This window comes from Streptomyces sp. NPDC048483 (assembly GCF_040651455.1).
Lineage (GTDB): Bacteria > Actinomycetota > Actinomycetes > Streptomycetales > Streptomycetaceae > Streptomyces.
In genome coordinates, this window is the sequence record NZ_JBEZJZ010000089.1 from 1 (window position 1) to 12,630 (window position 12,630).

11 protein-coding genes are annotated in these 12,630 nt (G+C 72.6%); 2 read left to right on the plus strand and 9 right to left on the minus strand.

Going from position 1 to position 12,630, the window contains the following annotated elements; genetic code table 11:
- Together AB0D04_RS32170 and AB0D04_RS32175 are read right to left on the minus strand one after the other, a co-directional pair.
- On the minus strand, nucleotides 1-197 hold a 197-nt coding region (locus AB0D04_RS32170; protein WP_362710516.1), incomplete at its 3' end, for a DUF5133 domain-containing protein.
- 70 nt (nucleotides 198-267) lie between these two features.
- The gene (locus tag AB0D04_RS32175; protein WP_362710519.1) at nucleotides 268-438 is read right to left on the minus strand and encodes a hypothetical protein; all 171 of its coding nucleotides are present in this window, start codon (nucleotides 436-438) and stop codon (nucleotides 268-270) included.
- A gap of 182 nt (nucleotides 439-620) precedes the next feature.
- Here AB0D04_RS32175 and AB0D04_RS32180 point away from each other — a divergent pair, with 182 nt between their 5' ends.
- Nucleotides 621-1,400, plus strand: a complete 780-nt coding sequence (locus AB0D04_RS32180; RefSeq protein WP_362710522.1) for a methyltransferase domain-containing protein — start codon at nucleotides 621-623, stop codon at nucleotides 1,398-1,400.
- A 28-nt stretch (nucleotides 1,401-1,428) separates the two neighbouring features.
- On the opposite strand, the gene AB0D04_RS32185 is transcribed toward AB0D04_RS32180, so the two are convergent.
- Nucleotides 1,429-2,658 (minus strand): FAD-dependent oxidoreductase, encoded by a 1,230-nt coding sequence (locus AB0D04_RS32185; protein WP_362710525.1) that lies wholly within the window; start codon nucleotides 2,656-2,658, stop codon nucleotides 1,429-1,431.
- Nucleotides 2,659-2,964: 306 nt separating this feature from the next.
- Between AB0D04_RS32185 and AB0D04_RS32190 the strand changes: the two genes are divergently transcribed.
- Nucleotides 2,965-3,549, plus strand: a complete 585-nt coding sequence (locus AB0D04_RS32190) for an HPP family protein (protein ID WP_362710527.1) — start codon at nucleotides 2,965-2,967, stop codon at nucleotides 3,547-3,549.
- Between the two features lie 306 nt (nucleotides 3,550-3,855).
- Here AB0D04_RS32190 and AB0D04_RS32195 read toward each other — a convergent pair whose 3' ends face one another.
- The 6 genes from AB0D04_RS32195 to AB0D04_RS32220 all read right to left on the minus strand — a co-directional run bounded on the left by AB0D04_RS32195 (nucleotide 3,856) and on the right by AB0D04_RS32220 (nucleotide 12,630).
- On the minus strand, nucleotides 3,856-5,133 hold the full coding sequence (locus AB0D04_RS32195) for a type III PLP-dependent enzyme (RefSeq protein ID WP_362710529.1): 1,278 nt from the start codon (nucleotides 5,131-5,133) through the stop codon (nucleotides 3,856-3,858).
- Nucleotides 5,130-6,941, minus strand: coding sequence for an IucA/IucC family protein (locus tag AB0D04_RS32200; RefSeq protein WP_362710532.1), 1,812 nt, complete (start codon nucleotides 6,939-6,941; stop codon nucleotides 5,130-5,132). Before AB0D04_RS32200 ends, AB0D04_RS32195 begins: the two co-directional genes overlap by 4 nt.
- A complete protein-coding gene (locus AB0D04_RS32205; RefSeq protein WP_362710535.1) occupies nucleotides 6,929-8,236 on the minus strand; it encodes an MFS transporter in 1,308 nt (435 codons plus the stop codon). The genes AB0D04_RS32200 and AB0D04_RS32205 overlap by 13 nt, the downstream gene beginning before the upstream one ends.
- The gene (locus AB0D04_RS32210; protein ID WP_362710537.1) at nucleotides 8,236-10,035 is read right to left on the minus strand and encodes an IucA/IucC family siderophore biosynthesis protein; all 1,800 of its coding nucleotides are present in this window, start codon (nucleotides 10,033-10,035) and stop codon (nucleotides 8,236-8,238) included. The genes AB0D04_RS32205 and AB0D04_RS32210 overlap by 1 nt, the downstream gene beginning before the upstream one ends.
- The gene (locus tag AB0D04_RS32215; protein ID WP_362710540.1) at nucleotides 10,032-11,222 is read right to left on the minus strand and encodes a siderophore biosynthesis protein; all 1,191 of its coding nucleotides are present in this window, start codon (nucleotides 11,220-11,222) and stop codon (nucleotides 10,032-10,034) included. The genes AB0D04_RS32210 and AB0D04_RS32215 overlap by 4 nt, the downstream gene beginning before the upstream one ends.
- Before the next feature lie 394 nt (nucleotides 11,223-11,616).
- Nucleotides 11,617-12,630: an iron-siderophore ABC transporter substrate-binding protein gene (locus AB0D04_RS32220; RefSeq protein WP_362710543.1), complete on the minus strand. Its 1,014-nt coding sequence runs from the start codon at nucleotides 12,628-12,630 to the stop codon at nucleotides 11,617-11,619.

Genomic DNA, 12,630 nt, shown 5'->3' on the forward strand with positions numbered 1-12,630 from the left:
CCCGTCAGGACGCACAGGGTGTAGCCGACATCCTCCAGCCGGCGGCGCCGCGCCGGGTCATGGGGCGCGGCGGCGACCAGGTCCTCCCAGACCCGGTAGCGGCGAAGGTGTGAAGCGAGCACAGATTTGTCCGGCAGCAGCATGCTGTCTTCTCCCGCGTGGCGACGCGTCCCGAGGCCGTTCACACCCTCCCGCATCAAGGGGTGGGACGTCCCACGTTGGCTCCGTCACCCTGTGCACGCAAGCGGAGGCACCCCGTGCGGTCGGTCAGTCGGGTGGTTCCGGGGCCGGGTGCTCGCCCGGACCGGTGCCCGGCGGTTCGGTCGGGTGCGGACCCGGCTCGTCCGGCTCCGGCTCGGCCGGGTGGGGGTCACGCGGCACGGGCTCCGGTTCGCTCGGTACGGGGCCCGGTCCGTCGGGAATCGGCTCAGTGGTCATGGCGACCCTCCTTCCTCTCCATGGTGCGCGCCTCGCCCCGGGCGCGCGATCTTCGGTGCGGCTAACCGGCGGCGCGGGGCGTAAACGTGCGGCCGGCCCGATCGCTTCGCTCGCCAGGCTTCACCCACCACGCTCACCGCAAAAACGAAAAAAGTCTTCCGCGGCGCTGCTACGTTCGCCCCATGGACGAGCGAACACCGGACGGCAGCGCCGGGGACGTGGACTACGGCTCGGTCGGCGGGGGCTACGCCGACCACCGCCGCCCCGACGACCGCATCGCCGCCCGCATAGCCCAAGCGCTCGGCACCGCGCGCACGGTGGTGAACGTCGGCGCCGGCGCCGGTTCCTACGAGTCGGCCGCGCCCGAGGTCACCCCCGTCGAGCCGTCGGCCGCGATGCGCGTGCAGCGACCCGCCCACCTCCCTGCGGCAGTTGACGCCATCGCCGAACAACTCCCCTTCGCCGACGCCTCGTTCGACGCCGCCATGACGACATTCAGCGTGCACCAGTGGAGCGACGCCGCCGCCGGACTGCGCGAGATGCGGCGGGTGGCACGCGGCCCGGTCGTGGTGCTGACCTGCGACCCGGACCTGGTACGGGACTTCTGGCTGTACGCGTACGCACCCGAGGTCCTGGACACCGAGGCGCGGCGCTACCCGCCGATCGCCGAACTGACCGAGGCGCTGGGCGGCCGTACCACCGTGCAGCCGGTCCCGGTGCCGCTGGACTGCACGGACGGCTTCAACGAGGCGTACTACGGGCGCCCGGAGCGCCTCCTCGACCCCGGTGCGCGGCAGGCATGTTCGGCGTGGAGCTTTGTCGACGAGGAGGCACGGGCCCGGTTCGCCGCGGACCTGCGGCGCGACCTGGCGAGCGGCGCATGGGACGAACGGTATGGCAAGCTGCGACAACAGCCGTACTTCAAGGGCTCGTTGATGCTCCTGCGGTCCGTTCCGGAGTGAGGATCCGCCCGGCGCCCGGGCCGTCGCGTCATACGAGGTCCGTCAACGGCACCCCGGGATCCGCGAGCCGCGCCGGATCGACCGTCCGCCCGCCGGCCACCAGCGCCCGGATCGGCTCGACCACATCCCAGATGTTGACGTTCATCCCGGCCAGCACCCGGCCGCCGGAGAGCCAGAACGCGATGAACTCGCGGCGCGCGGTGTCGCCGCGGAAGACGACGCTGTCGTAACCGCCGGGCTCGACGTAGCCCGTGTACTCCATCCCCAGGTCGTACTGATCGGTGAAGAAGTACGGCAGGCGGTCATAGGCCACGTCCTGGCCGAGCATCGCCTTGGCCGCGGTCTTTGGCTGATGGACGGCGTTGGCCCAGTGCTCGACGCGCAGGTGCTTGCCCAGGACGGGATGGAAGGCGTTCGCGACATCGCCGGCGGCGTGGATGTCCGGATGCGAGGAGCGGAGCTGCGCGTCGACCAGGACGCCGTTCGCCACCTCGAGTCCGGCGTCCTCGGCCGGCCCGCTGTTGGGCGTGATGCCGATGCCGATGATCACCGCGTCCGCCGGGATGTCGGTGCCGTCCGTCAGCCGCACCCCGTCCGCGTGGCCGAGCGTCCCGGTGATCTCCGCGACCTGGGTGCCGCAGCGCAGGCTGACCCCGTGATCGGTGTGCAGGTCCGCGAAGACCTGGGCGGCCTCGCGGCCCAGCACCTGGAGCAGCGGGAGCTCCGCCGCCTCCAGAACGGTCACCTCGACACCCGCGGCGCGGGCGGCGGCCGTGGTCTCCAGACCGATCCAGCCGCCACCGATCACCACGATCTGGCGCGCGGTGCGGAAGGTCTCCTTGATCAGATCGCTGTCCGCCAGCCGCCGCAGATACAGGACCCCATCGAGCTCCGCGCCCGGCACCGGCAGCGGGCGCGGGGTGGACCCGGTGGCCAGCAGCAGCTTCGCGTAGCCCTGGCGGCTCCCGTCGGCGAGGGTCAGCTCGTGGGCCGCCGGGTCGATCGCGCCGACCGCCGTGCCCAGCCGCAGATCGACGTCGTGGTCGCCGTACCACTGGCGTGGATGCACATACACCTTCTCCAGCTCCGAGGTGCCCATGAGATACCCCTTGGACAGCGGCGGCCGCTCGTAGGGGCGCTCGCGCTCGTCCCCCAGCAGCACCAGCGGCCCGTCGAACCCCTCCTCGCGCAGTGTCTCCGCGGCCTTCGCCCCGGCCAGGCCCGCTCCGGCGATCACCAACGCATTGCTCGTGGCCATTCCCGCTCAGCTCCCTTGCTCCCGTACTCCAGGCCACAGGTACCCACTGGGCGGCCGGGCCGATCCCGCCGAAGGTGTTGCCGGGGGCGGGCCGCGGCCGGGCCAGGGCACCCGTCCCGCAGGCCCCGGACCAGCGGATGAGAGAATGCCGACCGGACTACGCCGCCTGAACCTGGGCCCGTGCGTACGGTCGGACCCTCGTCGACCACGAGGGTGTGCTTGTGGATGCAGTCCGCAGAGCTGGACCTTTCCATCCCGTGCCCACCCTCGCCGGCCGCGCGCGCCGGCATCGTCCCGAAGTGTTGTATGAGCCTCGATCACGCCGAAGTCGCCGCCCCGCCGCAGACCACGGTCTCGCCGCAGACCACCGCCCCGGAAGGCACTCCGGAGCGCACCCCCGGCCCGTTCGGCGGCCACGCACCCGCGCCGCCGTCCCCGGCCGCCGCGCTGCACATCCTCAGCGGCGCGACGGCGGTCCTGCTCGCCCTGGTGGCGATCGGCACGCTCGTCCACCAGGCGGTGCTCATCCCCCCACTGGCCGCCAGCGCCGCCCTCGTCCACAGCGCCCCCACCCAGCCCCTCGCCCAGCCACGCAGCGTGATCGGCGGCCACCTCCTCAGCGCCGGCACCGGCTACGGGGTCCTCGCCGCCTTCGGCCACTCCCCATGGGCAGCGGCAGCCGCCGCCGCCCTCGCCCTGGGCGCCATGATGCTCACCCGCACCCCGCATTCCCCCGCCTGCGCAACCGCCGTCATCGTCGTACTGCAGGGGCCGGACCCGCTGCGCTTCCTCGCTGCGCTGCTCGGCGCGACGGTGCTGCTGGTCCTGGCGGGGTACGCGGCGTCGAGGGCGCGGCGGAAGGCGCCGGTCTATCCCGCGTACTGGTGGTGAAGGCCGCCGCCTGTCGGCACGGAATGCCGCGGGTGGCGCCCCCTCAGCCGATTCCCGCCACCCGCTCCGGCCGGCCCCGCAGCGCCCGCGCCGCCAGATCGCGGTCCTTGCCGAGGACGAAGGCACGCACACCGTCGGCGTGCCATTCGGCGCGGCGCTCCGGCGTGGTGGACAGGGCGCAGAACGGTACGGAGTGCCGGGCACAGGCCTCGCGGAGGGTACGGACCGCCTGCCGGACGCGCGGATGGCGGACCTGCCAGGGGACCTTGCGGCGAGCTTCCGGCGGACCTCGTTGGGCGGAGCAGGTCAGACCTCGTCTCCCGCGACGCCGGACCCCGCGCTGCCGCCGGACTCCGCGATCCCGCCGGCCTCCGTACCGCCGAGGAAGTGGAATCCCGGCCGCGGGTGCATCAGGAAGTCATGGTGCGAGATGTTCCAGGCGTACGCCCCGGCCACCCCGAACACCACCCGGTCACCGGCCCGCAGCCCCGGCGCCGCAACATTGCGGGCCAGGACGTCCTTGGGGGTGCAGAGCTGACCGGTCAGCGTCACCCGGTCGCCCGTCGCCGCCGAGCGGGGCCAGGCGTGCGGCCAGGGCTCGTCGGACGGCAGCACCGTGCAGGGCTGGTCATGCCCCTTGGTCGCCGGGGTACGCAGATGGTGGGTGCCGCCGCGGACCACGGCGAACTCCTCCCCGTGGCTCTGCTTCACATCCAGCACCTCGGTGGCGTACCAGCCGCAGTACGCGGTCAGCGCACGGCCCGGCTCGATGCGCAGGGTCAGGCCCGGATGGGCGTCGGCGAGCCGGGCCAGGCCCGCCCCGTAGGCCACCCAGTCGAAGTGGGTGTCGGGCGCGGCGTAGTCGACGCCCATACCGCCGCCGATGGTCACCTCGGACAGGCTGATGCGGTGTCGCCAGGCGAGCTGCGCGGCCCAGGTCACGATGGCCCCGGAGACCGCCAGCTGCTCGGGCGCCTCCAGCCCGCTCGCCAAGTGGGCGTGAACACCGCGGAGTTCGAGGTGCGGGTAGGTGCCGTCGGTGAGGAGCGCGACCACCTCGTCGGCCTGCGCCGGATCCAGGCCGAAGGGGGTCGGACGGCCGCCCATCGCCAGCGAGCTGCCGTCCAGCGCGCCGTCGCCCACCGGCAGGTTGAAGCGCGGCAGTACGGCGATCCGGCCGCCGTCCGGGGCGTGGCGGGCGGCCAGCTCGGCCAGCATGTGCAGCTCGTACACGCTCTCCACATGGAAGCGCTCGACACCGAGTTCCAGCGCCCGGGTGATCTCGGCGGGCGTCTTGCCGGGGCCGCCGAACGCCAGCGGGGAGCCGGGGACCGCCTTGCCGACGTGCGCCAGTTCGCCACCGGAGGAGACCTCGTAGCCGTCGACGTAGGGCCGCAGGGCCGTCAGGATTTCCGGTTCGGGGTTGGCCTTGGCGGCGTAATACAGCTCGACGCGGGCGGGGAGGGCTGCCCGGATCCGGGCCATGTGCTCGCGCAGCGCCACCACGTCGTAGAGATAGGCCGGGAGTTCGTCGGACCGCAGGGCGCGGGCGCGGTCGCGGACCGGGGGAGTGGGGGCGGTCATCGGGCGCTCCAGGGGGCGGTGTCGTCGGTGCGTACGGCGCCGGTCAGGACGGACTCGGCGAGCGGCGAGGGCAGCAGGACGTAACCGGCCTCGCGGTCGGCCTTGCGCTCCCAGCGGGTCTGGAGGTTGGCCTTGGCGGGCAGCGGGACGCCGGCGAGCAGGGCGGCCAGCCGCGGCGGGCAGCCGTGCCGGTCGGCGTGGACCTGCAGAGTGCGCCGGACCTGCGCCCACAGATCGGCCTCGGTGTCCGGGTGCAGATCGGCCAGCGCGGCCAGCATCTCCGCCACGTGGTTGACCAGCAGGCAGTACACCACACGGTCCCAGCCGCGCTGGGCGTCGTACGTCATGGGCGCCGCGATCGCCTCGGGCAGCGAGGCGAGCAGCTCGGCGTGGTGTTCGGGGACGAGCTTGGTGCCCTCCAGATCACGGAAGAGGACCTGGGCGGGCATGCCGTCGCCGTCGACACACACCAGGACGTTCTGCAGATGCGGCTCCAGCACCACGCCGTGGTCGAAGTAGGCGGCGAGCACCGGCGGGAGAAGCAGGTTCAGATAGGCCGCCCACCAGTCGAGCGCGGCCTGCGGGCCGGCGCCGTCCAGAAGGCGGGAGATGTGGGCAGAGCTGTTCGGGTACTCGTCGGCGACGGCGGCGGCCAGGAGGGGAACGGTGCCGGGCAGCAGCCGCTGGGACAGGCCCTCGCGGATGATGACACCGAACCCCTCGAGCAGCTCGGTGTCCGGGCGGCCGTCCGGGCCCGGCAGGGCGAGGCTGCGGTAGGCGGGCTCGCGCAGCACCGCACTCCCCGGGAAACGCGTGGCCAGATCGGCGAGGACCGGCTCCAGCAGCCGGGTCAGGGCCACCGCCCCGGACAGCTCGTAACTGGCGTTCTTGCGCAGGCAGTTGGTGATCCGGACGTTCAGGCTGAACTTCAGGAAGGCCGCACCGTCGTAGAGCGTACGGACGGATGCCGTGGCGGCGAAGGGGGTCCGGCCGGTGCCCAGGACGCGGATGTCGCCGCGGTCCAGCGCCTCCTTCAGACCGGGGTGGTCGCGCAGCAGCTCGTACTGCCAGGGGTGCGCGGGCAGCAGCCGGTACCCCTCCGGGACCTCCGCGTGCAGCGCGTCCAGCGGGGCGGCGTCACCGGGGGCGGCGGACTCCTCGGCGATCAGCTCGTCGCGCACGGCGAGCAGCAGCAGCGGGAAGGACCCCCCGGTCTCCGGCGCATACGACCGCCACGAGGCGGGGTCACCCGTACGGGCCTTGGGAGTGGGGTGGAAGCGGTGGCCGAGGATCAGGGACTGCTCGGAGGCGAGATAGGCGGCGAGGCGGGCCTCGTCGTCGCCCGCCGCGTCGCTGCCGGCGTCGGCGGGTGCCGTGGCGTCCGCCGGTCCGGCCGCCGTACGGGCGGCGAGCGTGGCCGAGACGGCCTGATGGCTGGAGGCGATCTGCGCCAGGAACTCCTCGTTGTGCACCCCGGTCCGCAGTGACAGCTCGGCATGCACATACTCGGCCAGCCGGCGCCAGCCGACCTCGGCCCAGCCGTGCGAGGTCTCCTCGGTCACCGGGCCGGTGAACCGGTGCGCGCCGAGCAGCGACGTACGGCGCAACGCGACGCGCAGCAGCACACCGCGGCGCGGCAGCCGGAGCAGCAGATGGCCGCGGTCGACGGCGGTCTGGTGCTCGGGGCCGGAGACCTCACGGAGCAGGCAGTTGAGCAGGGTGTGGGCCACAGCCTGGTCGGCGGTGGGCGGGCCGGCGGGAGCGGTGGGGCCCGGGGCGGTGCCGGTGGAATCGGTCAGCGGAGGCATCGAGAGCTCCTGCGGGTGCGGAGGAGACGGGGCAGCAGAACGGGGGCGGCGGTGATCGCCAGCACGGTGGCCACGGCGATCGCGGTGCCGGTCACGACGGGCGCGGCAGGACCGAACCAGTCGTTGCCGGCCGCGGCGGCCACGCCGGCGGCGACCGCACCGGCCTTGGAGAAGAACTCGATCGAGCCGAACAGCCCACCGGGGGCGCGGCCCTTGGCACAGTCCGCGGCCAGCACGGACAGGCAGACCAGACCGAGGGTGAGCCCGGCGCCGAGCACCAGGCGTACGACGATGAAACCGGCCAGCGAATCGACCAGGCCGTGTCCGGCCAGGCCGAGCGCGATACAGCCGAAGCCGAGCGCGATACCGAGCCGGGGGCGGGTGCGGAAGACGGCGTGCACCGCCATCGCCGCGACCAGATAGCACATGTGCGGCAGGGCGAACAGCACGCCCGACACCGCCGGGCCGGTGCCCGGTATGCGCTCCTTGATCAGGGCGATCAAGTACGGGAAGGAGATGACGGTGGAGAAGACGAAGGCGAACTCCAGGGCGTAGAGGGCGCGCAGGGACGCCAGGGGGCCATGCCCGGCCGGCTCCACCGCCGTGCCGCTCCCCGCCTCGGGCGCCTGCACGACATCGGTCTCCGCCGCGGCCTCGGCCTTCCGCGCCGCGGCGGCCGGCGCTCTCGGCGGCTCCGGCAGCGCCGCCAGCATCACGGCCGCGGTCAGCGGCAGCACCGCCAGCAGGGCGTACTGGCGGTGCGGCGACAGCCACGGCGACAGCGAGCCGACGACGATCGGCGCGAAGACCAGCGCCGCACGGGCGCTGCCCTGCATCAGCGTCAGTGCCCGCGACAGGGCGTTGCCCTCAAGTGCCGCACCCAGGTAACCGTTCGACGCGGCGAAGGTGCCGCCGAGGATGCCCTGGAGGACCAGCGCCGCGACGAATGTGCCCATCGAGTCGGCCCAGCCGGCCAGCAGGAACGCCGCCGCAAGGCCCAACTGCGCCCGTAGCAGCAGCCGTTTACGTCCGAAGCGGTCCGCGAGGCGTCCCCACAGCGGGGCGCCGATGGCTCCGAAGATGGTGGGCACGATATAGAGCAGACCCGCCCAGCGGGCGGCTTCGTCGCCCAGCTCGGGCAGGATCTCGGTGAGATACGGCGGCAGGCCGAGAGCGGCGAACGACGCCACGAAGTAGCACCCGGCCACGGCATGCACCTGGCGGCGCCCGAGACCGGGGCGGTCCTTCGTCTCCACGGAGGCCGGCTCGACCTGGTGGGAAAGAGTGGTCTTCATCAGGAAGTCCCCGTCCGCAGCAGGTAGTTGGGTCCTGTCGTGTAGTGCTTGTTGATGTCGGCCGCGCCCGAACGCTCCTTGGACAGCAGGGACCCGGCACTGACCATTGCCTTGATGGGCAGGTGCGGGGCGTCCAGGACGTACGAGCGCAGCGCCGCGCCCGGGTCGCGGGGGCCGGTACCCAGCCGTTCCACAGCCTCCGCGAGGCGGTCGCGGACCAGGTCCAGCACACGCGCGAGCGGAGCACGCCCCTCCCGGGCCAGCCCGAAGGCATACGAACCGGCGCACAGGTGCACGGTGATGGTGGCGAACAGGTCCAGCACCGGCCGGTCGCTCTCGGCGAAGATCCGCGGGTCGGCGAAGACCTCGGGGCGCGGCGCGTCGTCCCCCAGGGTGTCGCGCAGCCGGGCAGTGTTGATGCGCGGCCCGTCGTTGTCCTTGAACAGCAGCCGCAGCCGGGTGCCGTCCGCCGTCCGGTCCAGCACCAGCGAGATGTTCTGCTGGTGGGACTCGAGCGCGATGCCGTAGCCGAAGAGCGTGGTCTGCCAGTCGAAGAGCAGGGCGAGGCAGGCGTCCAGCAGAGCGAGCGGGTCCCCGCCGTAGAAGCGGTCCGCAAGGTGGTCGATCACCAGCCGCCCGCCGGGCGCCCGGCCCAGCAGCGCGGCCATCGGCACCACCGCACTGCCGTCCAGACCCGCCGGGTAGCGGCGGCACAGCACCGCCAGCAGTTCGTGGTCGGCGTGCGCGTAGACGCTCTCATCGGCCAGCAGGACCGACTCCCGGAAGCGCGGCTCGCGAGCGATCACGGCCTCCAGCAGCCGCTGCCCCGCGGCGCCGTCGATGAGCGTCGGGGGCTTGATGGTGCGCCGGTTGCGCAGGCCCAGCGTCGCGGTGGCCAGTGGCAGCTTCAGATGCAGCCCCGGGTCGGCATCGAGCGCCACGGTACGCATCGACAGCGTCGGCACCACGTCGAGCACCGCGCGCTCGGACAGCACCGCATCGCTCTCCAGGCCCGTCTCGCGCAGCGCGCCCTGCAGCGGGTCGCCGAGCGTCAACGGGTGTACGGGCAGGGCGAGATGACTGCTGTCGAGGTGCGCAAGGCCCAGGTCGGCAGGCGTCGGCCAGCAGGCGGGCAGCGTCGCCTCGCCCGGCACGGTGACCGCGGCGCGCGGCAGGGCGAGCCAGCGCAGCGCGAAGTCCGGCCGGAACTCGGGGGCGTAGGCACGCAGCTGCGCCTCGTCCAGGCCGGACCGGCCACGGGCGGTCGGATAGACAGGATGATCGAGCCGGGCCGCGAGCGCGTCGTATGCCGGCCCTCCGTCCAGCCCCGACCAGTCGCCGCACTCGACACCATGACGGATCGTCAGCTCGTCTTCGAGCTCGTCCCGGGTCCGGGCGTGCAGCCGCATCGTCGCCAGCGTCTGCCGGCACTCCTCGGCGTAGGCGTCGAAGCCCTCGCGGTCGACCGGATCGGCGAGCGCGCGAAGCGCCGTGAGGACCTCGTCGACCGTGGTCAGCCGGGCACCGTCGGACTCCCGGACGAGGAGCGGCAGCCGGGCCCCGTACTCGCTCTGATAGCCGTCCTCACCGAGCGGCAGCAACAGTGCCCCGGACGCGGCATCGGCGGGCAGCCGCAGCCAGGGGCCGTCCGGCCGCTCCAGCAGCGTGCCGCGGGTGCGCAGACCGACGACGTCCTCGCGCAGCAATGCACCCAGAACGCGCAGCAGCAGTCCGGCTTCCTCGGCGGCCCCGGCCCCGGCCCCGGCCTGGTCGGTTGCGGTGTCGAGCGCGACCGTCACGTCGATATCTCCCAGCGCTCGGCGGCGAAGAAGTCGTCCGACACCCGGTCCACGGCGCCCCGGTCGGTGCCGGTGGCCCGCAGTACGCCGAGGTAGTCGCGGTTGGTGCGGTAGTGCGGGTGCTCGGCGCCGACCTCACGCAGCGGGCGGTAGGACAGCCGCACGCCGTCCACCGTCCGGTCGAAGGCGGCGGGAGCCGCGGTGAGCGTCCCGGCCCGGTCGGCGAGGGCGTAGTCCACCCGGCCCGCCCCGTCCCGCCGCGCGCCGAGGTCCGCGGGCAGCGGCTCGCCCAGATGCGTCCGCAGGATGTGCTCGAACAGCGGGATGTCCAGGACCTGCGCCAGCAGCAGATCGCACTGGTCGCCGATGACGCGGTAGTTCACCTCGATGAGCCGTGCCCGGCCCTCGTGCACCACGAACTCCGTGTGGCACGCGCCGAACCCGACGCCCAACGCGTCGAGTTGCGCCAGCACCTGCGCGACCACGGGCTCCGGGTGGGCGGCGACGAAATCGAGCCGCTCCTCGATGAAGGCCGGCGGGGGAGACACGGCGGTGTGGAAGCCGCCCAGCACATGGCGGATCCGTCCGTCGCCGACCGTCTCCAGGGTGTAGAGCTCGCCGACGAGGAACTCCTCGGCGACCAGCGCCGCTTGGGGGCGCCGCGTCTGGATCTCCTTGGCCAGCGCCACCAGCTCCTCGGCGTCCGCGGCCAGCACCACATCCTCGCTCGCCACGCCTTCGCGGGGCTTGACGACGCAGGGGAAGGGCAGGTCGGCGGCGGCGAGCTCGGACGGGTCCTGGCCGGCTGCGAGTTCCACGGAGCGCGCTGGGTCGATGCCTGTGGCGGTCAGGTGACGTCGCATCTCGGCCTTGTTCTTGGCGCGCAGCGTGGCCCGCCAGTCCTTGCCCGGAAGCCCGAAGTACTCCGCCACCAGCGCGGCCTGGGTCTGCAGATGATCGCTGTTGGTGAAGACCGCGTCGGCGGGGTGGTGGTTCGCTATGCGGGTGATGACGGCGCGGAAGTCATGGACGTCGCACTCCAGGACCTCGGTCTGAGGGGAGGTGCGCCGGTGCGCCTCGGGCTGGTCCGTCAGGACCGTGACATCAAGGCCGAGGCTCGCGGCGGCGGGCAGGAATCCATCGGTGACCGAGTCGGTTGGGTTGAGAGCGAGCAGATACATCCGCATGAGCGGGACCCCTTCGGGATCGGGGAGGAAACATCGGGGAGAGAACGGTGGGAGAGCGCGGGGGATGCCACGGGGGTAGGGGTGGGCCGCCGGAACGCAACGGAGGGAACCAATTACTCTCCGTAATCGTTGCCGGGATAAGGAGGCGTCGCGAGGCACAGGCACGAGGCCTACGGCTCACCGCACGAGAGGACGCGAGAGGAACAGACGCGAGAGGACGCGAGAGGAACAGACGCGAGAGGAACAGACGCGAGAGGAACAGATGACCGCGCAAGGCGTACGGCTCGCCCCGCAAGACACACGGCCCACCCTCTTCGGCGGCCGGTCGGCCATGACGGCCGACCGGCCTTGACGGTTGGTCAGGCCCGACGGAGGGTCAGGCCTGGTCGGCCGGTCAGGCCTTCGGCAGCTTCACGCCGGTGGCCTTCGCCACGTCGGCGAGCATGTGCTCGGCGGCCTGGATGCCGATGCCGGACATCCACGTCTCGTCCGGCACAGTGAAGACCTTGTGGTTCTTGACGGCGGGCAGCGCCTTCCAGACCGGGTTGGACGTGACGTCCTTCTGCTGGGTCTTGTCCGGCTCGTCCGCGACGGTGACGAAGACCAGGTCGGCCTCGGCCTTGTCGATCTGCTCCGGGCTGACATCGAGCATGGTCTTGACCGGGTCCGTGGAGCTCTGCGACTTCGGGCGGGCCAGGCCGATGTCCTCCAGGACGACGCCGCTGTAGGAGGACTTCTGGTAGAGGCGGGTCGGGCCGGCGACGAAGCGGACCACCGAGGCCGACGGCATCTTGCCGTCGTACTTCTTCTTGATCTCCGCGCCCAGCGCCTTGGCGCGCGCCTCGTACGCCTTGAGCTTCTTGTCGGCCTGCTTCTCCAGGCCCAGGGCCTTGGCGTGAACCTTCAGGTTGGCCTTCCAGGGCCCGCCGGTGGTCTCGGTGAAGACGGTCGGCGCGATCCCCTTGAGCTTGTTGTAGACCTTCTCGTGCCGGACCTTGGAGGACAGGATCAGGTCGGGCTTGAGGGCGATGATCTTCTCGAGGTTGGGCTCGAGCAGCGGGCCGACGTCCTTGACGCCGCCGATCTCGTTCTTGAGGTACGCGGGGAACCCGCCCTCGGTCTTCATGTGCGGGGAGACCGCGCCGACCGGCTTCACGCCGAGCGTGGTGACGTCGTCGAGCTCACCGGTGTCCAGGACGACGACGCGCTGGGGCTTCGCGGGGATCTTCACGTCGCCCATGGCGGTCTTGAGGGTGCGGGGGAAGCCGGCGCCGGCCTTGCCCTTCGCCGAGTCGTCGCCCGCGGACTTGTCGGGCCCGCAGGCGGTGAGGGCGCCGGCGCCCAGGACGACGGCGAGCAGCGCGGCCGGCAGCCGGCGGATGCCGGGAGAAGTGGGACTGGTGAACAT